Consider the following 20,409-nt stretch of genomic DNA (forward strand, 5'->3'; position numbering starts at 1 on the left):
CTTTAGTATCCTAAGAATAAGGTTCACTTGAGAATCAATCTCAATAACCAGATACATAACACTACAGAAAAGAGTGAACAAGAGATGCTGCGTCGTTTTTTCTCCTATTACCGTCCTTATAAGAAGCTGTTTATCCTCGACTTCACCTGTGCGGTAGGTGCCGGTCTGCTGGAGCTTGCTTTTCCCGTAGCGGTCAATAAATTCATTGATGATCTGCTGCCGGGTCAGGACTGGCCGCTGATTCTGATTGCCTGTGTGGTCTTGCTCGGAATTTACGCGCTGAATACGGCAATGAACTATGTTGTCACTTACTGGGGGCACATGCTGGGCATTAACATTGAGACCAATATGCGCAAAAAAATGTTCGATCATATCCAGAAGCTGTCCTTCCGCTTCTTCGATAATAACAAAACAGGTCATCTGCTCGGCAGAATTACCAATGACCTGAACGATATCGGCGAAGTGGCCCATCACGGGCCGGAGGATGTGTTCATCGCTGTCATGACACTGATCGGTGCATTTATTCTGATGGCGGATATCAATCTCCAGCTGGCTGTGATCACCTTCATCATCGTGCCGGTTATGGCCTGGGTCATCATCCATTTCGGCCGCAATATGACGGAAACTTACCATCGTCTGTTCGGCAATGTGGGTAACTTTAATGCCCGGATCGAGGACAATGTCGGCGGGATTCGTGTGGTTCAGTCTTTTGCCAATGAGGAATATGAGAAAGAGCTGTTCGCTGTGGACAACCAGAAGTTCCGCCAGACCAAGCTGATGGCTTATAAGCTGATGGCCAAAAGCTCGTCGGTCAGCTATATGATGACCCGTCTGATTACCATTGTAGTCATGGTCTGCGGCGCCTGGTTCTTCATTCAGGGAGAGCTTGAGATCGGGGAATTCGTCGCTTTCATCCTGCTGGCTAACGTCTTCTTCCGCCCGATTGAGAAAATCAACTCCGTCATCGAGAGCTATCCGAAGGGGATTGCCGGGTTCAAGCGTTATCTTGAAGTCATTGATACCGAGCCCGATATCGCGGACAAGCCGGATGCTGTAGAAGTAAGCTCACTCCGCGGGGATATCAGCTTCAGCAATGTCAGCTTCGGCTATGAAGCGGACCGTACGGTGCTGGCGGATATTAGCCTGAACGTTAACGCCGGTGAAACCATTGCCTTCGTCGGACCTTCCGGCGCCGGTAAAACAACGATCTGCAGCCTGCTTCCCCGCTTCTATGATGTGACCGGCGGAGCCATCTCCATCGACGGGATCGATATCCGCGATATGAAGCTCAGCTCGCTGCGGAAGCAGATCGGGATCGTGCAGCAGGATGTGTTCCTCTTCTCCGGCACGATCCGTGAGAATATCGCTTACGGCAAGCTGGATGCAGAGCTGCCGGAGATCTGGCAGGCCGCACGTCAGGCTCACCTGGAGGAGCTGATCAACAGCCTGCCGAACGGGATGGATACCGTTATCGGGGAACGCGGCGTCAAGCTGTCCGGCGGACAGAAGCAGCGCCTGGCGATCGCCCGTATGTTCCTCAAGAATCCGCCGATTCTGATTCTGGACGAAGCCACCTCGGCCCTCGACACCGAGACCGAAGCGGCGATTCAGCAGTCGCTGGCTGACCTGTCCGTGGGCCGCACAACGCTTGTCATCGCCCACCGCCTGACAACGATCAAGAATGCCGACCGGATTATCGTGGTCAGCGAGGACGGCATCTCCGAGGAAGGCCGCCATGAGGATCTGGTTAATGCCGGCGGAACCTACAGCCGTCTGTATCAGGCGCAGTATAATGCTTAAGAGTATACATCAAAAACCTTGCGAGATGCGGCCTGCGGGCTGCACTTCGCAAGGTTTTTTTGCGTTCACGGGCCTCATTCCCGCAACCTCCCGTGAATAGTTTCGTCAATTAGTATAAGTAATGCAACTCAAGAAAACGGGGGTCTTAGGATGAAAATAAAAATACTCATCGTGCTAACGGCTGTTATAGTCCTGTGCGGCTGCTCGGGCAGTACTCGGATTAAGGGCGGCTCTGCAATTGACTGGGTGGATTTCCTAAAGTTAAATGGACATTCCTACACCGGATCTTGGGAAAACGTGATTAAGAATCCGGCTCAAGTCACCACGGAAACTGTTGGCGAAGTAAACTTTAAAGTCGCGGATGTCGTTACTAATCCTCATTACCAGACGAAGGATGGTGATGCTGCCTTTTTGGAAAAAGGAACTAAGCTATACCGCATTGAAGGCTTTAAGACAGACGAAGTTATTGCCGCCAAAGATGAAACACGCATCGGCGGATACCGCTTATATGTAGAGGATGATTACGCCAATAACCTGCAGCAGCGATATAACGACGTCATTAAACACAATATAGAGCGGGTTGAACTATATCATCAGGATGATGTGAAGCCTTACAAAACTCTAACCGATGATGAAACCAAGCGCTTCGTTCACCTGCTGGAAAGCGGAAAAAACACCCAAAATTACAGCCCTCAGAATAAGGACGGTGATCCGGAATATTATCAGGTAGTCCTATATACCGGCGAGCCGTTTGCCTTTTCCTTTACTCTTGTTGATGATGGTGTCAATGTGTTCTTTTCACCTTGGGATACCAGAATTGTCGGCGACGAAATCCGAAGTTTATTACAACCTTAGAAACGGCGTATAAAGTACAATCAACCAAACTGCAGGGTTACCTATGCCTCAGTTTGTTCGTTTAAGAGTGGCATCTGCCTCGTCAGCGTTGCGTCTTCTAATCATCCGCCTTGCCCAGAAAACGGATCGCCAGCTCTCTATAAAAGTCGATTGATTCCAGGTAGGCCTCAATATCCACCCATTCATCCGGCTGATGGGCGAGGCGGTGGTCGCCCGGTCCGTAGATCAGAACCGGGAGCCTGCCGTTATTATGCAGCACGGAGCCGTCCGTATAATAGGGTACACCTTGAATTGGAGTTACGTCTCTTGCCGCATCACCTTCTGCTTCTTCAGCAGGGCCTCCCGCTTGGCCCTGCCGCCTCTGCTGCGCAGCAATTTCCAAAGCCGTAGTAATCAAACGCTGGCCGGGATCAGTATAGACCACACTCCGGTCCAGCAGCTGCTCCACCTGATAACGGTAGTCCGGATGAAGCCGCTGAATCTCCTGCAGCTTGTCCTCGATCTCCCGCAGCAGCGGACCATGCTCCAGCGGCGGAACGGTGCGGATATCCACATCGATGGTGCAGGAATCCGGGACCACATTGGTCTGTACACCACCGGTAATCTTGTTTACAGACAAGCTGCTGGAACCAAGAACCGGATCAGTGGCCTGCCACTCCAGCGCATGGCGGTGCAGCAGCGCGATGATCTCCATCATGCCCTCCACCGCATTGAGGCCGAGCTGAGGCATGGAGCCGTGGGCGCTGCGCCCGAAGAGGGAGATGCGCAGCCAGAGGGCGCCTTTGTGACCGACCGCCACCCGGCTGCCGGTTGGCTCGCCGATGACGAGGCCGTCCAGCTCCGGCAGGTCGTGCCTGTGCTGCTCGGCATACAGCCGTGCGCCGCAGCTGTCCACCTCTTCCCCGGCGGTCGCCAGGAAGAGCAGATCACCGGCCAGCCGGATGCCGTCCTGGTGCAGGGAAGCTGCGGCGAGCAGCATGGCGGCCAGGCCGCTTTTCATATCCGAGGTGCCCCGGCCATACATCCGGCCCCCCTCAATCACCGCACCATGCGGGGGATAGCTGCCTGCTGCTGCGCTCCATGGACTGACCGTATCAAGATGGCCGCAGAACATCAGCTTCAGGTTGCCGGAGCCGGCAATCACCGCCTCCAGGTTGCTCCGGCCCTGCTCCACAATCGTAATGCTGCTGGATATGCCCAGCTCCCGCAACACCTCCTGCAGCAGCAGAGACAGCTTGTGCTCATTGCCGGGAGGATTACAGGTATCCACCTGGATTAGACGTTGCAGAAAGGGCACGGCAAACTCGCGGCTTCTCACACTTTTCATAGTCCACCATCCTCCTTGGTTAGGTAGTTTCAGTTCAGTTTAGTTCAACTCAGTCCAGTTCATCCTCGTTTCGGCCAAGTTTACAGCACGCCCATCCAGATCGTGCATATAACTTATGTTGAAATCTACGTGATCTCCGCGATTTTTGCAGCCGCAAAAGTCACGTTGTCCTGGAGCATACGTATCACTCAGGACAAAACCTTGGCGCCGCTAAACGTATCTGCTCCTTTACCTCCAACATTTCCCGGATAATCGGCTTCCCCAGCTAGCGGTGGCACATTGTATTCGGTTTTTCGCATACATTTGGCCTGATTACCCTCCCGGAGGCACATTGTATTCGGTTTTTCGCATACATCTGGCCCGTTTGCTCCATTCGTGGCACATTGTATTCGGTTTTTCGCCTACATTCGGCCCGTTTGCTCCATTCGTGGCACATTGTATTCGGTTTTTCGCATACATTCGGCTCGTCTACTCCATTCGTGGCACATTGTACTCGGTTTTTCGCATACATTTGTTCGCAGGCTCTCATACATCATAAATCGCAAAAAAGCCGCCACCCCGTATAACAATTGGTGTGACAGCTCTTTGAAACGGCTTATTTTTTGGCGATATGGCACTTCAGCAGCTTGCCCTTCACGGTCGTCTCCTTCATCGCCTGCAGCACAAGCGAGCCTTTGCCGTTCAGAATATCGACGTAGGTTACGTTGTCCTGGATCGTGATGATTCCGATGTCCGCCGCTGTGATGCCCTCAAGCTTGGCGATAGTGCCGACGAAATCGACAGCGCGCAGCTTCTTTTTCTTGCCGCCGTTGAAGTACAGCTTCATGATGTCCTGGTTCATGACCTCGGTTTTGCCGGCTTTGCGGACCTGCTGCTTGCCCAGCTTCAGATCGAAGGCCGGTTTGGCGTAGGCCACGGCATCATCTGAAGGAGCTTTCATCTCCGGCAGGGTGAAGCCAATGTAGCCTTCGATTTCCTTGACCCATTTGTGCTCGTTCGGCGTAACGAAGGTGATCGCTTTACCGCTTTTGCCTGCGCGGGCGGTCCGGCCGGTGCGGTGGACGTAGCTCTCTTTTTCGAGCGGGATATCGTAGTTAATGACATGGGTGATGTTCTCGATATCAATCCCTCTGGCTGCAACGTCGGTGGCGATCAGATAACGGAACTGGCCCCGCTTAAATGCATTCATGACCTCAAAACGCTCGTCCTGCTCCATGCCGCCGTGGATTTTGTCCACCGGATACTCCAGATCCGCCATTCCGCGGAAGAGGGCGTTCACCTGCTCCTGGGTACGGCAAAAAATAATACAGCTATCCGGATTCTCCACCGTCAGCAGGTCGCTCAGCAGTCCAAACTTGGCAGCTTGTCTCACTTCAATCAGCGCATGCTCAATCGACGCCGTCGTAATTCCGCTGGCTTCGATCTCGATATCCACCGGCTCCGTCATGTACTTACGGCACAGATTCTTAATCACTTCCGGCAGCGTCGCCGAGAACAGCATCGTTACACGTTCCTTAGGCAGCTGCTTGATAATCTTCTCAATCTGCTCAATGAAGCCCATGCTGAGCATTTCGTCCGCTTCGTCAATCACCAGATATTTAATCCGGCTGAGATTCAGCGTTCCACGGTCGATATGGTCAAATACACGGCCTGGCGTGCCAACGACCACATGCGTTTTCTGAGTCAGCTCAATCTTCTGCGGGGCAAAAGGCTGCTTGCCGAACAACGCTACCGCCTTAATCCGCTTGAAGCGCCCGATATTCGTAATGTCCTCCCGAACCTGCTGTGCCAGCTCCCGGGTTGGGGTCAGCACCAGCGCCTGGGGTTTGTTCTCATTCCAATCGACCAGCTCACAGAGCGGAATGGCGAACGCTGCGGTTTTGCCGCTACCCGTCTGTGACTTCACGATCAGATCCTGCGCCTTCAGCGCTACCGGAATGACTTTCCGCTGCACCTCGGTGGGGTCTACGTACTTCAGAACCTCCAGCGCGCGGATAATCTCTTCATTTAAACCATAATCACTAAACTGTACTTGTACTTCACTCATATTGTATCCAACCTCTTCTATGCCGATTGTTCCGGTTCAAGCGGGGTCTCCCGCGTTCCATCCATCTTGCGCATTATTCCATTATAACACCTACTCTGCCCCTTGATTCCATTCCTTATAAAATTGCTCCAAAAAAATCAGCATAAACTGATGCCGCTCCTCCGCCAGCTGTTTGCCGTAAGAGGTATTCATGAGGTCCTTCAGCTTAAGCAGCTTCTCATAAAAATGATTGACCGCCGTTCCCTTGGAATAGTTGCGGTATTCCTCTTTCAGCGATTCGTCCCTTGGCGGAATTTCCGGGTCATAGACCGGACGGCCTTTGGCTCCTGAAAAGACCATTGTACGCGTAATCCCGATCGCCCCCAGCGCATCCAGACGGTCCGCATCCTGCACCACTTGTCCTTCCAGCGTAGACATCGGTGCGCCACCGCCGCCGCTGAAGGACATCGTCGAGATGATCTCCATAATCTGCTTGTTTGCAGCTTCATCCGGGAGATGTGCGGCCAGCCAAGTATGTACTTTGAGCAGTCCTGCTTCTTTGGAGGGATTCAGCTTCTCGTCGGCCACATCATGCAGCAGCGCGGCGATTGTGCAGATCACCACGTTGGCCCCCTCCATCCCTGCGATCAGCGCCGCTGTATTGCGCACACGGTTAGTGTGAAACCAGTCATGGCCGGTGGTATCCAAGCCTAGTTGCTCTTTGGCGAAGTTCTCTGCTTCGGTGATGAGTTGTATATGGTCCATTATGATTGCTCCTTTTTGATTGAAGGGAATGCGGGTCTTGCGCGGCCGTCCCTGATCCGCTATAATGTGCTGTAATCCAGGCTGAAGGGAATTGATTCAAATGAACCGCTTGTCCATCATACCGAATCAACTTCATCATCACAAGCAGCGTTAGCACACCTGAATTCATTCAGGGAGGGCTAACGCATTTCGCGTTTGACCTCCCTGCGGCATATCGAAGCGCGCAGGACCAAGAGGTCCGGCGCGTTTTTTATTTAAAAATATAAGAATATATAGGCTTCGCGCTATTCATTATCCTTATATTTTTCGCTGAAACGGTACCGTCCTTAAAAGGACAGCAAAGTTGTTTCTGCTTGCCAGAATTCAATACAAAGGAGCTGCTAATGATGCAAAATATTAAAGGAACTTATGATTACTTCGGCCGTGAACAGGCCATCCGCCAGAATGTACGGACTACACTTCAGGAGCTGTTCGAGCTGTACGGGTTCGAGTCAATGGATACAACGCTGCTCAATGAGCTGGAGCTGTTGACCTCCAAATACGCCGGCGGTGATGAGATTCTGCGCGAGATGTACCAGCTGGCCGATCAGGGCGGTCGCAGGCTGGGGCTGCGGTACGATCTGACGATCCCTTTTGCCAAGGTGATTGCCTTGAATCCAGGGATCGAATTCCCTTACCGCCGCTATGAGATCGGCAAGGTCTTCCGGGATGGGCCGGTCAAAAAAGGACGGCTGCGCGAGTTCCTGCAATGTGACGCCGACGTGGTCGGTATTGCCGGCCCGCAGGCCGAAGCTGAGCTGATGCAGCTGGCAGCGGAGGTCTTCCGCAGACTGAAAATCCCTGTGGTGCTGAAGTGGAACAACCGCCGCTTCCTGGGCGAGATCCTGGGTGCGGTCGGTGTTCCGGGGGAGGATCAGCTCTCCGTCATGCTGACCCTCGACAAGCTTGCGAAGATCGGCAGCGGCGGAGTGCTGGCAGAGCTGAGGGACAAACAGTTGACGGCAGACACGGTTCAGCTGATTTCGGAGCTGCTTACGCTTAACAATCCAGGGTTCGGGCGGCTGGTGGAGAAGTATAAGCTTGACGGGCAGCCCGGGGCGCTGGAGGTTCTTGCGCTGCAGCAGCTGATTGACGCGATTGGACTAGGCGCCGTTTGCGTCTTCGATGCCTTTCTCTCGCGCGGCCTCTCATTCTATACCGGAACCGTCTATGAAATCTTCGACGCTTCCGGCAGCTATACCTCAAGCCTGGGCGGCGGCGGCAGATATGATGCGATCATCGGGAAGCTCGTCGGGCGTGATGATATCGTGTACCCGACGGTCGGGATCTCCTTCGGCATGGAGTCGATCATGGCCCTGCTGGGCGAACGTCCGGCGGATACGGCGGACCGTTCCGGCGTCCTGATCATTCCGATAGGCGGATATTTGCCGCAGGCTCTGGTTGCCGCCGCTGCGCTGCGGGCCGCCGGCATCCGCACGGGCGTAGACACCGGCACGCGCAAGCTCAAAAAAACGCTGGCCGCAGCGAGTGCCAAGGGCATCCGGTATGTCATTATGGTTGGTGAGAGTGAAGAGGCTGAGGGCAAGCTGCGGCTCAAGGATATGACGCTGGGGAGCGAGAGATTGGTTACGGTGGGGGAGGCGGTTGCGCGGATTGCCGGTTAGTTTCCCAGCATAACACCAATAGAGATTGTACACTAAGCATACGAGATGCTCTTGTACAATCTCTATATCTGTACGTTTACTTTTTTTGAACAGCTACCGGAATTCTAGTTCAACGCCCGTACAACCATTGAGACTGGTTCATAAAACACTGCTGCCGTAATAAAGCTATTGCTTCCAAAAATGTTTTTATAATAAATATCAAATGTATGAACACGATATATTTTGCATAGACCATATCGTTTGGTTTGATTTGTATTATTCTTGTCTGATATCGTTTTTGTTAATGTATAGGTTTGAGTGTATCCGTTTGAAACCCCGATCTGTAAGACCTCAGATGCTTTTAATGTAGCAGTTGCGGTGGCAGTTGCTGCAAATGAGTTACCTGCCGAAAAAGAAAATGATTGACCAGGTGTCGCATCCAGTGTGTCAACTGGATTACTGATATCTGTGTATTCATAAGAAATATCATTAGAAATATAATAACCTGCACTTGGGCTCCTGTCATCTTCGGGGACCTCTGATTCAGCATTGGCATGTCTTACAATATCGGAATACACATATACAGCTTCGTCATATGTGATTAACTGTTTATCAGCCGACAGTGTTCCATTATTTAGTATATTCTGAAAAAAGTTAACTGTAGCCGTGCTCTGAATGCTGGTTTGGGCACTTTTCGCTTCCGTTGCTGAAGCACTAACTATATTGGCACTGCTGAGTAGAAGACAAAAACTGGCGACAAGGGTGATACTTTTCACAAACTTTTTCACTATAATCCTCCTCGTTTTCTTAATATAATATTGTCGAAATTGCACCGGTCTGCGGGTTTAAGTAAAACTCCACATACATAGGATAATCCTTGCTGGTGCCGTCCTTAGTATTAACCAAAGTCCCACTCAGCCTAATTCCATAAGTCCGATTACCATCTAAAAAAGAGGCTGAGTAAATAGGGTTGTTATAACTATATCCAGATTTAGCATTTACCAATACCTTATCAATAGTGCTCCAGGTAAAGCGGTTTGTATAGGCATCAAAGTAATAATTTGCTTTCAACGTCACTTTGACATAGGCATCATCAGAATTCGTAACATCACTTAAAGATTGCGGAGTACGTTCATCGGGAAGCTCAATCGAAATTTCACTGTTCACAGCGTCAAACTGTGCTTCCACTGTAATGCCGTACGAATTATTATCCACAACATTTACTGGTGCTACTTCAGATGCAAACGCGCTGGTTGTCAAAGACAAGGATACAAACAAAGAAAGAACTGCGATCAACTTTTTCATAATTAACTCCTTCTTATTATAGAATTATTCACGAGCCTTACATTTAGTACGTCAAAATAAGAAAAAGGCGGCTCCCGCATGTTGCATCATCTCCTTTCCGGGTTGTATATGAACACTAAATTCCTTCAATAAAGAAAGTAATTCAGTGAATAACCTTCCAATTAATTTGATTCTCTTAAATAATTTGGTTCTGCATACAGAATATTGTTGGAATTATTTAGAGCAGTAATGGCTTTATCTGCTTCTTCCATGTTTGAAAGTTGAAGTACATAAGCATCAACAGAACTTAGGTAATCAATGAAATGAACTCCCGTGAGTAATTCTTCCTTTTCAAGCGTGTTTATGTACTCTTCCGCGTTAACTCCTGCAGCAAATTTGACAATAATTTGGTTTGTTTTCAGAGCTTCATCTGCCTTTTGCAGGTATGAGTCGATAGATGATTTAAGATTTTTCCCAAAAATATCACGCTTTTTATTCTCAAATCTGCGAGACTCCGTTCTGGGTTCTGCAGACATCATAGCCTTGAAAGCATTGACCATACCGCCACTGTGTACCTTATTTGAAAGTGAATCTACTAAAGTTACATTGTTCACATCTGTCACAATTTCCTTAACTTCAAGTGCTGTCAAGTAAGGTGCATTCCCCCAAACTAAACCGGATACCGCAGATACAACAGGAGCTGCCATTGAAGTTCCGCTATTATAAAGATATAACGAATTAGGAAAAGTGCTGATAATAGATTCACCCGGTGCAGCTATGTCGGTTGGTCCGCCATAATTAGAGAAAGCGGCTAAGTTCCCTTCCATATTTTGTGCAGCAACAACCAGTGAATTGTCATGATAATATGATGCTGGATACTCCGGATAATCTGCCAGGTTACTCCCTGAATTCCCTGCTGCGATAACAAATAAAATATCATTAGCCTGGTACATTGCCTCCTGCTCAGTTACAGCCGGATTTGCTCCGCCAAAGCTGCAATTGATGATTCGGATGTCATTTGCTTTTGCATATTCTACCGCTTTGACAAAAGCAGCAATGGATCCGTTATACACACTGGTATCTGTCAGTCTGCTCCCAAGCACTTTAAGCGGTACTACTGAACCTTGCGAAGTAATACCTGCTATTCCCTGATTGTTGTTACTCTGAGCAGATATAATACCTGATACATGAGTACCATGACCCGCTCTGGCCGAAGAAGCAGAGGATTTCTCATTTTCTGGAAAGACATCCTTCATATCATGGGTAAAGTTATAAGCAAGGGACATATCCAACCGGTTAATTAAGTCCGGATGCTGATAATCAACCCCTGTGTCTGCCACACCAATAGTAATAATTGAACCTTTATAATTTTTCCATACTGGAATGATGTTAATATCTATTCCGTTCAGCGGGTTAAATAATGACCACTGCTCATTAAAGAACTCATCGTTAGGAGCAGGTAATTCTTCAATAGCTATTTCCAACTGATTGATAAATGCGCCTGGATGTATTGATGATACTTTTATAAAATAGTTTTTTTCTGCTAAACATGTATTAGCTAGCTTCAAAATATCTGAGCCTTCAACGGTTTCATTTTGCATAATGATTTTAGAACTGTGTGCGTCAAACAATGTTCCAGACAATCCACCTTCCCCTCGCACTGATATTTCATAACTGCCAGTCTGTTTGGGAATAAAAGAAAACCAGAGGTCCTCGCCAGAGTTCAAGGGGCCTCCTGTGTACAACATAGAAGATTCCAGTGTAATCGGATTCGAGATATCCACCTTTTGATACAAAGATTGACTCCCTGCAGAGTAAGAACTTACAGGTTGCGATACAAAAAGTAAGCATAGAGTCCATAAAGCAACAAAAGTTAAATACAATGCTTTCCTCATTTATTTCACCTCTGCCTATTTTCAATATCTTTCATTGCTTTTAGTTAATAATCGGCGTAATAGTACTGTACTGTACTCTCAGAAGTACCGTTTAGATAGGCTGTTGCATGAACTTCAATTCTATAGTTGTTGCCTTTAGCCACAGCCCATGTTTGAAACAAATTAAGATCGTTGCTATTGATGGAATTACTAAATGTCTTTAGTGTGGTCCATCCCGCATCTTTGTACTGCTGCAAGTTACAGACTATAGAGGTCTTGTCAGCTTGAAACGCAGTTAAATCTACATCCATCTCGGCGATACCACTACTGCTGATAAACAGCCTCAATGATACGTTGGTAATGATCTTAAATCTTTGAATCTGGTAATCCTGATCCAAATTACTCACAGTCGCATTGACTTCACCTGCATACATGTGCTGAGGAACCAGAAATAACATAAGCAGTGCAAAGAGTGCCATAAATCTATTTTTCATACAAATTCTACCTCTCCTCTCTTTTCTTCTCATATATAAAACTACAAACAAACACTATATCTTACACATTTTCCTAAAAAACATAAAAAACAGAAGAAGCTGTTGCTTCTTCTGTTTTTTATTATAGAAATAAATGTTTAGTTATGAATTTTAAGGCTTTCAGCCATTTTTCTTAATTCTTTTATATCTATTGAACCAACTAACTCAAACGAATAATTATGATTTTGCCATGACATAAAAATCTCGCCATTTTTTTCAACTGCGTAACCTTTCGTATGGCCAATAGTTATACTTGTAAAATTCGAGGTTTCATTATCTGCCACTGTTTTATCCCTTACATAGTTTTTCTGCTTAAAAACCAGCTTTTTATCTGTTTTATCTTGAAATATTATTTTAAAGGTACTTGAATTATTGGAACTACTTTCAAACCTGTAATTCAAGGGAATATAGTCCGGAAGATAGATATGATCCCACCCGTCTGGCAGTTTTTCAATTATTAGATCAGAATCCTCCTTAATAGCTTTCACTTCAACAAAATTAGGTTTCTCTGAGTAAAAAACATTATAAAAATCTATTTTAAATGCTTCTACATTATTTATAGACAATATGGTAATCAAGGAAAAAATCACTACCGCAACAGCAATAACTTTCAGATGCTTTGCCCATCTTTTTCTCACATGCCGAATCTTTTCTAATTGAATGTAAACATCTATTTTCCGTTCAAAACCATCAGAGAATTTGACATCACAACTTTTTTCAGTTTTTATTTTTAGCGCATCTGCTTCGTCGTATAAATATTCTGTTGCCGCATGTTCTATTATAAGATCAAAAAGTTCCTTTTTTAACTTTACGTTATCCATTTTTTAAACCCCGTTTCCCTAAAATATCAGCAAGGGCTTTTTTCGCACGATAAATTCTTACATCAACATTATTTATAGAGATACACAGAATCTCAGCGATCTCTTTACTGGAGTAACCATAAACGTACCGGAGCAGAAACGGTGCTTCTAATTCAACTTTTAATTTACTTATTGCTTCGACTATTTCCTTATATTGATGGTTAGATATAACTGCATCTTCCAAATTGAAATGTTCTTCTATATCCTCATCAATCTCTTGAAAAAATAACGTTTTATTTCTCTTTTCATTAGATAACATTGTAAGGGATATATTCTTAACAATGATCACCATGAAACCAATAGTTTCCTTCTCATTATTCTCATTTATTTTATCCAGATTCTTAAATATTCTAATAAAAGCTTCACTTGTAGCATCTTCGGCTAAGTTTTGCCTTTTTAGGATATCAAAAGCACACTTATATAATAGATATCTATATTTCGTATATAAATTTTCAAACTTCAATTTTTCTTTACTCTTAAAAGAGGGTAATACTTGAAACATAATATTAGCTCCTTATTAAGATTATCAAAAATAGATTATTATTAATAATTCTACATAATTTTAACAGTACTTAATATGATCTATGTACTAATATTTGGTATATCGTAATCAATCAAGACTTAGTTGCTATACAAAATTTCTAATAAACAAAAAGATGCCTCCCGTATGAGATTCCATATCGGAAAGCATCTTTCTCGTGTCTGTCATAATTTTCACCAGTACGCATTACGACTAAAGCCTATTTCCCCTCATTAATCGCGCGGATCAGCTCCAGCGGCAACTTCGGTACGCGGTCATACGTCAGCAGGCCGTTGATCTCCTGCTCCACATCCGTAAGCTGGGTGTAGCAGTAGCCCTGCACCACCCCGGAGAGCAGCAGCGGCTGTATCACCGCCCGCAGACGCGCGGCGAAGTCTTCGTCGTTCTCTGCGCCGGAGTAGCCCCAGCCGTCCCAGTCGCTTTTTTTGTAGGCGACGCCGCCGAATTCTGTGATGAGAATCGGCTGGTCCGCATACGGGAAACCTTCTACCGCCAGCTTGCGGTTACCCGGCAGGCCGCTGACGGCCTGCTCCACGGAGGAATAGCGCTGCTCAAGCACCTCGCGCCGCCACTCGTAATCGTGGATGTTGAACAGGTCTGTGGTGACCAGCTCCCAGCCGTCATTGGAGACAACCGGCCGCGTCCCGTCCAGCGACTTGGTCAGGTGGTACATCGCTTGGGCATGCTGCTGCTGCTGTTTGTCGGCAGCGATGTTCGGCACGCCCCAGCTCTCGTTGAGCGGAACCCAAACCACAATCGAAGGATGGTTGTAATCCCGTTCGATGCTCTCCTGCCATTCCTGGGTGAAGCGGCGGACATACTCTTCCGAGTATTCATAGGCATTGGCCGCTTCGCCCCAGACGAGTAAGCCCAGCTTGTCACACCAGTACAGGTAACGCGGGTCCTCCAGCTTCTGGTGCTTGCGCGCACCGTTGAAGCCCAGCTCCTTGGTCAGCTCGACATCCCGGCGGATCGCCTCATCGCTGGGTGGTGTCAGGTTGCCGTCCGGGAAATACCCCTGATCCAGCACCAGCTTCATGAAATAAGGGCGGTTGTTGAGGCAGAGTCTGCCGCTTTCGACCGAGATTTTGCGCATACCGAAATAACTGGTTACCTGATCCAGCACCTTCCCGCCATCCAGCAGGGTGAAGGTAACATCATAGAGATTCGGCTGCTCCGGCGACCACCAGTGCCCGTGCCCATGGTCGTTGAAATCACTGAGGGTAATGCTCCGGGACTCTTCCGGGTTGCGCACAGAGTACACATCACCTGAAATCGGCTGACCCTCAAACGTGATCTCCACTTTAAGTTTCAGGGAATCACTGTTCAGCTCTCCATTACTGGTCAGCGCACCTTTAATGAAGGAACGGATCTCAATGCTCTTGCGGTCAATATCCGGCGTCAGCTTCACCTTGCCGAGATAGACGGACGATACCGCCTCCATCCACACCGTCTGCCAGATCCCCGTTGTCCGGGTATAGAAAATGCTGGCCGAATCGCTTTTCCAGTATTGCTTGCCCCTAGGCAAAGTCACGTCCTTGCTGTAATCCACAGCTTTGACCACCAGAATATTAGGCTGGCCCGCAGGCGCCAGTGCGGCGCTAATCCCGGCATGGAACGGCGTATGCCCGCCCTCATGCTTCGCCACCAGGATCCCGTTGAGCCAGACGGAGGCTTCGTAATCCACAGCGCCGAAATGCAGCAGAATCTCTTGGTCTACAAAACTCTCCGGAATCTCCAGCTCCCGCCGGTACCAGACGATGTCATGAAATCCGGGATCACCGATTCCGCTCAGGCTACTCTGAAAAGCAAACGGAACCTGTATCCGCTGAGCCAGCGGTTTATTTCCCAGATGCCACTGCTCCCGGCTGCCTACATTGTCATCGTCAAAAGTAAACTCCCACTCCCCGTTCAAATTCACCCAATTATCGCGTACAAATTGCGGACGCGGATATTCCGCACGTTGCTGATTCGTCATTATTTCATCCTCCAGTTTCCCTTGTTATTAGATTTCATGCGATCCGGCCTTGCTACAGTCTTATTAGTCCTTACTAGTCCTTTTAATCCTCACTAGTCCTTACTGTCAGTCCTTCCTATCAATTAGAGCCGCCTGTACGTTACGAGTGCTGTCCCTGTATTCTTTGGGCGAGAGACCGCAGCAGTTCTTGAACACCCGGTTGAAATGGCGCACATTTCCAAAACCTGTCTCCTCAGCGACCCTGCTGATTTTCTCACCTGTGAAGGCCAGCTTCTTGCGGGCCTCTTCCATCCGGATATGCGTCAGGAACTCGATAAAAGTGACGCCGGTCCTCTGCTTGAACAGATTGCTGAAATACGCCGGGTTCAAATACACCTCGTCCGCCACTTCTTTAAGGCTTAGCGGATGATCATAATGCTGGGTAATATAGCGTTGGGCGGCAGTTACCGGATCGATATCCTTCACCTCTCTGGACTTCGCTATGCAGGCAGTCAGGGTTAGCAGCAGCCCCCGGCATTTCTCGGCCAGCTCCTGCCGCGAGGAGAGGCTGCATACATCGAACAGCACCTTGCGGATATCCTTTGACCCCAACCAGGATTCGGTAACATTAAGCTCTTCGGACAGCTCGTAATAGTACAGCAGCAGCTTGCAGATCTGCTGATGAATGCTCTCCGGCGATTCTGCCATACTGCACAGCTCTTCAATCATATGTTCAACAATCGGGCCGATACTGGCCACTCTGCCCCCGGTAATCGACTTCTCCAGCATCTCCCATGACCATTTCAAGGGTCCGCTTCCGGAATGGGGGCGCTCTGTCATTTTGGCATAATCGAGCAGCTTGTCACCGCCTTCGATCAGCCGGTATAAGAGGGCAATTCCGGCTTCATTATAAGCTTTCGGAATGCCCGGCAGTCCTTCCGCCGGATTACTCACCCCGATGGTTACCGTCAGGTTGGACAAAGAGCGGATCTGCCTGCGGATCAGGTCGCCTAGAGCTCCCGGTGCCGATAAGGAATGCTGCGGCTCAGCTATGTTCAGCAAAGCCACGACCTCGGTATCCGACAGCACGAAGCTTATGCCTGTAGCATGGCGGTCAATCATTTCCTGGACTACCTGCTGGATATACAGGAGGAACAGGGAGGCATCGCCCCGCTGATAACGCTCCTTCTCCACCGAATGCTTATCCAGCTTGATCACCATGCAGATGAAGTAGGGATGCCCGAAGGCAAAACCCATCTCCCGCAGCAGCTGCAGGTCGCTGTCTTCTGTTTTGCCCTTCAGCAGACTCTCGATCAGATGACCGGCCACATGCCGCTTCAGCACAGGCTGGACCTGCCACGGTTCATCTTTGCGCGCCGGAAGCGCCTTGCGCTCGGCCAGTTCCCGCCCCAGTCTCTCCAGCACACGCCCCAGCTCCTGGCGTTCGACCGGCTTCATCAGATAATCCTTCGCTCCCTGGCGCATCGACTGCTGCACATAGGCGAACTCGTCATAGCCGCTGACCACGACGGTCATCAGACCCTTGAAACGTCCTCCCGCCATCTGCTGCAGCTGGATTCCGTCCATTCGCGGCATGCGGATATCGGTGAGCAGCACTTCAGGTGACAGCTCGGCCAGCTTGTCAAGCGCATCATAGCCGTCAGTGGCTTCACCGACCACCTCCCAGTTTCCCTCCAGGCTGGTGATCATTTTGCGCAGACCTTTGCGGAAGACAGATTCATCGTCAACAATCAGTATTTTAGGCAACTCCGTCATCCTCCCTTGCTCTGCCCTGATGGGTAATAACCGGCAGCTTCAGCACTGCCTTGAAGCCCTGATACGGCATACTCTCCAGCGAAAGACCATATTCATCGCCATAATGCAGCACAATCCGGCGGTGAACATTCAGCAGACCGTTGCCTGAGCGTCCACCCAGTTCCTTCGTATTCAGCAGATGCAGCCGGAGCGCCTCAAGCGCCTCCGCATTCATGCCGATGCCGTCATCCTCGATAGTGATTTTAAGCACCTGACTGCTGCTGTCCGCGGTCAGCGAAATGCGGCCCCGGCCAACACCTTTGTCCAGTGCATGATTGATTGCATTCTCCACCAGCGGCTGGATCATCAGCGGGATGACCTCACAGTCCAGCAGCGAAGGTTCGATAGTCATCGTGAAGTGAATGCGTTCTTCATAGCGCATCTGCTGGATTGCCATATATCCGCCGACATGGTCCAGCTCATCCTGAAGCGTCACATGCTCCTTGCGCCCGCTGAGGCTGTAGCGCAGCAGCTTGCTGAGATTGTTGGACATCGTAATAATCTCCGGACTTCCCTCAAGCTCGGCGTACATGCTGATGGAGCCCAGTGTGTTGTACAGAAAATGCGGATTGATCTTGCTCTGCAGCGCGGCAATCTGCGCATCCTTCTCCCGGATCTCCGTCTCATAGAGCAGATACCCCAGCTCGCTGAGCTTGGCAAGCATACCGTTAAATGAATGGCCCAGCATCCCTACCTCATCCGTACTGCTCACCGGAAAAGCCCTGCTGAGGTCTCCCCGCTCGACACTGCGCATCAGCCGGCTCAACTTGCGCAGCGGCTGGGTGATCCGGTAGGCGATGAACACATACAGCAGCAGGGCCAGACCTACAGAGATGATGCCAATGAGAATAATGTAGGTGCGCAGAACCTCGGTATCTTTCATCAGACTGGAGACCGGTACAACGCCCACCGTGGTCCAGCCGGTCACTTCAGAAGTTACGTGGGCCATCAGCAGCCCTTCCCCCTCCGACTTCACATGTCTTACCCCTTCACTGGCATTATCCGGAGACAGGGAAGGCGCTGCCTGTGGCAGTCCATGATCCTTACCGATGACCAGTTTGCCGGAATCATCCGTAATGTACAGCAGCTCCTTGGCATCCAGCTTTACTTTGGACAGAATCTCACTGATGAACTTGGGGTCCACATCAATGACAATGTACCCGAGGGTCACCCCGTCATCGAAGCTGCGCAGCTCCCGCACAATGGAGAAGGCCTGATACACATTTCCGCCGCTTGAGCTTAAGTCATGTGTGGCAACATACACAGGCTGCCCGTAGTGACCCTTGAACTTATTCAGCCAGCTGACATTTTCATCGAGCTTATAGGTCGTCACATACTGGCTCTCCGGCATGACCACATAAGAGGCACCGCCGGTGCCGTATAATGAGACACCCAGAATATCTACCCGGCCGTTCAAAAACACCTGAGTGACGAAGCTGTTCAGTCCGCTGATCTCATCCAGTGTCAGCGGTTCACCGGAGGTGCGCTTGGTTGCGAGATAATCGGTTACTTTTGGATATTGATAGGGCATCACGGTCAGCCGGTTCAGCTCATTCATATAGGTGTCGATATTCAGGGTAAGCTGCTTCAGCGTCTGTAGCTGATAATCGCCAACCTTGCGCTCCGTTGTTTCGGTGAAGCGGGCGAAGGCGAAATAGCCCATCAGCCCCAGCGGCAGCACAATGAATACCACATTGATAAGAATAAGCTTGCGCGCGAGCGCCAGATTCCTGAACCAGCCGCGAAATGATTTCAACCGCATTCTCCCCTTTAATCCCTCTCAGTCATTTCTTCAGCTGAAGGTTAATGCTGTCCACCGCATTTTGCAGAGCCTGCTCCGGGCTTTGCTCCTTGTAGATCATTTTCTCAAACTGCCGGATAATCTCTTCATTAATACTCCACTGCTTCACATTTCTCGGCCAGTAGGCTACGGAGTAGGCGGTATTGGCATAATCACTGCGGAACTTCAGTGCAGCATAAGCTTCGCTCTCCACGACCTTCCGGGAACTCGGCACATGCCCTGCTTCCGCCCACATCACTCCATGCTCCACCGCCCAGCGGGTAAAAATCATAGCAGCATTACGCTTCTCCGCACTCATCTCACTTTTGGCCGGAATAGCCAGCGTATGCGAATCTCCCCAGACCGCCGGATGATCATAGATGACCGGAACCGGCACGACGCCCAGCTCCAGCTGCTCATCTTTCTCAAAAGCACCAGTTCCCCACACACCTGTAATCAGCATAGCCGCCTCACCGTCATAGAACAGCTTGAATGCATCGTTGATATCCGGCGGAATCAGCCCCTGCTGATACAGGCTGTTCACGAACTCCAGTGCCTGAAGCGACTCATCGTTATTAAAGACCGCCTGTGTACCTTCCGGATTGTAAAAGACACCGCCGTCCTGCATCTGATTGTACAGGCTCCACCACAGCCACACGGAATCGATACGTGTGCTGGGCAGAGCCAGCGGAGCCACACCGGGCGGTAACTCCGCCTTCAACTGCTGCAGGAACTCCGTAAACCCCTGCTCTCCTTTGCCGATCAGCGGTTTGTCCCCGGCATCCAGCAGCCCTGCTTCTTTTAAAAACTTCTTATTGTAATAGAGCACTAACGTATGCGTATCCAGGGGTACAGCATAATGGGCACCGCCGTAGACCGTGGACTCAGCGATTTTGGCATTGAACTGGCCCCAGTCCAGCCCGGTATCCGCAGCGAGTCCGTCAAGCGGCTCAATATAACCGTTCTGCACGAATTGCGGCAGATTGGTCGCGTGAATAATGGCTAAATCCGGTGCATTACCGGACAGAATCGCCGTGCGCAGCCGCGAATAATAATCATCAAGCCGGGAATTGATCTGATCGATCCGGATATCCCCGTGCTCCCGGTTGAACTGCTGCACCAGCTCGGTCATGAAAATGTTGTCTCCGCCGCTGAATGGAGTCCAATACTCCAGAGTTACCGGCTCAGCAGCAGCCTGTGGGGATTCCTCTGCCCCGTCTGTACCGCAGCCGCCCATCACCAGCACCAGAAGCATAACCAGCAGCAGAATTGAAAGCGCAATCAGTTTGTTCCGTTTGTGTCCGCTAAAGCGTCTCGTATCTCTCATATGGTTAAGCCCCCGTCTTGCT

General features: G+C 49.5%; 16 protein-coding genes. 3 read left to right on the forward strand and 13 right to left on the reverse strand.

Annotated elements, in window-relative coordinates:
- The first annotated feature begins 84 nt into the window (after positions 1-84).
- Positions 85-1,800: an ABC transporter ATP-binding protein gene (locus MHI42_RS08640; RefSeq protein WP_342423492.1), complete on the forward strand. Its 1,716-nt coding sequence runs from the start codon at positions 85-87 to the stop codon at positions 1,798-1,800.
- Positions 1,801-1,950: 150 nt separating this feature from the next.
- Positions 1,951-2,655: a hypothetical protein gene (locus MHI42_RS08645; protein WP_342423493.1), complete on the forward strand. Its 705-nt coding sequence runs from the start codon at positions 1,951-1,953 to the stop codon at positions 2,653-2,655.
- 97 nt (positions 2,656-2,752) lie between these two features.
- Here the strand turns inward: MHI42_RS08645 and MHI42_RS08650 are convergent, their stop codons facing one another.
- The 3 genes from MHI42_RS08650 to MHI42_RS08660 form a co-directional block, all read right to left on the reverse strand.
- A complete protein-coding gene (locus tag MHI42_RS08650; protein WP_342423494.1) occupies positions 2,753-3,982 on the reverse strand; it encodes a M20 family metallopeptidase in 1,230 nt (409 codons plus the stop codon).
- A gap of 595 nt (positions 3,983-4,577) precedes the next feature.
- Positions 4,578-6,029 (reverse strand): DEAD/DEAH box helicase, encoded by a 1,452-nt coding sequence (locus tag MHI42_RS08655; protein ID WP_171718491.1) that lies wholly within the window; start codon positions 6,027-6,029, stop codon positions 4,578-4,580.
- A gap of 90 nt (positions 6,030-6,119) precedes the next feature.
- A complete protein-coding gene (locus tag MHI42_RS08660) occupies positions 6,120-6,773 on the reverse strand; it encodes an HD domain-containing protein (RefSeq protein WP_342423495.1) in 654 nt (217 codons plus the stop codon).
- Between the two features lie 383 nt (positions 6,774-7,156).
- Between MHI42_RS08660 and MHI42_RS08665 the strand changes: the two genes are divergently transcribed.
- Entirely contained in the window at positions 7,157-8,437 is a 1,281-nt protein-coding gene (locus MHI42_RS08665; RefSeq protein WP_342423496.1) for a histidine--tRNA ligase, read from the forward strand.
- 104 nt (positions 8,438-8,541) lie between these two features.
- On the opposite strand, the gene MHI42_RS08670 is transcribed toward MHI42_RS08665, so the two are convergent.
- The 10 genes from MHI42_RS08670 to MHI42_RS08715 form a co-directional block, all read right to left on the reverse strand.
- Positions 8,542-9,204, reverse strand: coding sequence for a hypothetical protein (locus MHI42_RS08670; RefSeq protein ID WP_042234909.1), 663 nt, complete (start codon positions 9,202-9,204; stop codon positions 8,542-8,544).
- 19 nt (positions 9,205-9,223) lie between these two features.
- Entirely contained in the window at positions 9,224-9,721 is a 498-nt protein-coding gene (locus tag MHI42_RS08675; protein ID WP_042234907.1) for a hypothetical protein, read from the reverse strand.
- 161 nt (positions 9,722-9,882) lie between these two features.
- Positions 9,883-11,595 (reverse strand): S8 family serine peptidase, encoded by a 1,713-nt coding sequence (locus MHI42_RS08680; RefSeq protein ID WP_342423497.1) that lies wholly within the window; start codon positions 11,593-11,595, stop codon positions 9,883-9,885.
- A gap of 44 nt (positions 11,596-11,639) precedes the next feature.
- A complete protein-coding gene (locus MHI42_RS08685) occupies positions 11,640-12,068 on the reverse strand; it encodes a hypothetical protein (protein ID WP_342423498.1) in 429 nt (142 codons plus the stop codon).
- A 137-nt stretch (positions 12,069-12,205) separates the two neighbouring features.
- Positions 12,206-12,928, reverse strand: a complete 723-nt coding sequence (locus MHI42_RS08690) for a DUF4367 domain-containing protein (protein ID WP_342423499.1) — start codon at positions 12,926-12,928, stop codon at positions 12,206-12,208.
- Positions 12,921-13,469, reverse strand: a complete 549-nt coding sequence (locus tag MHI42_RS08695; protein ID WP_042234899.1) for a sigma-70 family RNA polymerase sigma factor — start codon at positions 13,467-13,469, stop codon at positions 12,921-12,923. Before MHI42_RS08695 ends, MHI42_RS08690 begins: the two co-directional genes overlap by 8 nt.
- 238 nt (positions 13,470-13,707) lie before the next feature.
- Entirely contained in the window at positions 13,708-15,486 is a 1,779-nt protein-coding gene (locus MHI42_RS08700; protein WP_342423500.1) for a sugar-binding domain-containing protein, read from the reverse strand.
- 105 nt (positions 15,487-15,591) lie between these two features.
- The gene (locus MHI42_RS08705) at positions 15,592-17,232 is read right to left on the reverse strand and encodes a response regulator (protein ID WP_342423501.1); all 1,641 of its coding nucleotides are present in this window, start codon (positions 17,230-17,232) and stop codon (positions 15,592-15,594) included.
- Positions 17,225-19,036 (reverse strand): sensor histidine kinase, encoded by a 1,812-nt coding sequence (locus MHI42_RS08710; protein WP_342423502.1) that lies wholly within the window; start codon positions 19,034-19,036, stop codon positions 17,225-17,227. Before MHI42_RS08710 ends, MHI42_RS08705 begins: the two co-directional genes overlap by 8 nt.
- Positions 19,037-19,064: 28 nt before the next feature.
- Positions 19,065-20,387, reverse strand: coding sequence for an ABC transporter substrate-binding protein (locus tag MHI42_RS08715; protein ID WP_342423503.1), 1,323 nt, complete (start codon positions 20,385-20,387; stop codon positions 19,065-19,067).
- Positions 20,388-20,409 lie beyond the last annotated feature (22 nt).

Origin of the sequence: Paenibacillus sp. FSL E2-0178, from assembly GCF_038593005.1 — a bacterium.
GTDB lineage: Bacteria > Bacillota > Bacilli > Paenibacillales > Paenibacillaceae > Paenibacillus_AQ > Paenibacillus_AQ phytohabitans.

Bases quoted from the DNA above. Each gene is read 5' to 3' on its own strand.
- MHI42_RS08640 (WP_342423492.1), top strand. From the start codon at position 85: ATGCTGCGTCGTTTTTTCTCCTATTACCGTCCTTATAAGAAGCTGTTT.
- MHI42_RS08645 (WP_342423493.1), top strand. From the start codon at position 1,951: ATGAAAATAAAAATACTCATCGTGCTAACGGCTGTTATAGTCCTGTGC.
- MHI42_RS08650 (WP_342423494.1), bottom strand. From the start codon at position 3,982: ATGAAAAGTGTGAGAAGCCGCGAGTTTGCCGTGCCCTTTCTGCAACGT.
- MHI42_RS08655 (WP_171718491.1), bottom strand. From the start codon at position 6,029: ATGAGTGAAGTACAAGTACAGTTTAGTGATTATGGTTTAAATGAAGAG.
- MHI42_RS08660 (WP_342423495.1), bottom strand. From the start codon at position 6,773: ATGGACCATATACAACTCATCACCGAAGCAGAGAACTTCGCCAAAGAG.
- MHI42_RS08665 (WP_342423496.1), top strand. From the start codon at position 7,157: ATGATGCAAAATATTAAAGGAACTTATGATTACTTCGGCCGTGAACAG.
- MHI42_RS08675 (WP_042234907.1), bottom strand. From the start codon at position 9,721: ATGAAAAAGTTGATCGCAGTTCTTTCTTTGTTTGTATCCTTGTCTTTG.
- MHI42_RS08680 (WP_342423497.1), bottom strand. From the start codon at position 11,595: ATGAGGAAAGCATTGTATTTAACTTTTGTTGCTTTATGGACTCTATGC.
- MHI42_RS08685 (WP_342423498.1), bottom strand. From the start codon at position 12,068: ATGAAAAATAGATTTATGGCACTCTTTGCACTGCTTATGTTATTTCTG.
- MHI42_RS08690 (WP_342423499.1), bottom strand. From the start codon at position 12,928: ATGGATAACGTAAAGTTAAAAAAGGAACTTTTTGATCTTATAATAGAA.
- MHI42_RS08695 (WP_042234899.1), bottom strand. From the start codon at position 13,469: ATGTTTCAAGTATTACCCTCTTTTAAGAGTAAAGAAAAATTGAAGTTT.
- MHI42_RS08700 (WP_342423500.1), bottom strand. From the start codon at position 15,486: ATGACGAATCAGCAACGTGCGGAATATCCGCGTCCGCAATTTGTACGC.
- MHI42_RS08715 (WP_342423503.1), bottom strand. From the start codon at position 20,387: ATGAGAGATACGAGACGCTTTAGCGGACACAAACGGAACAAACTGATT.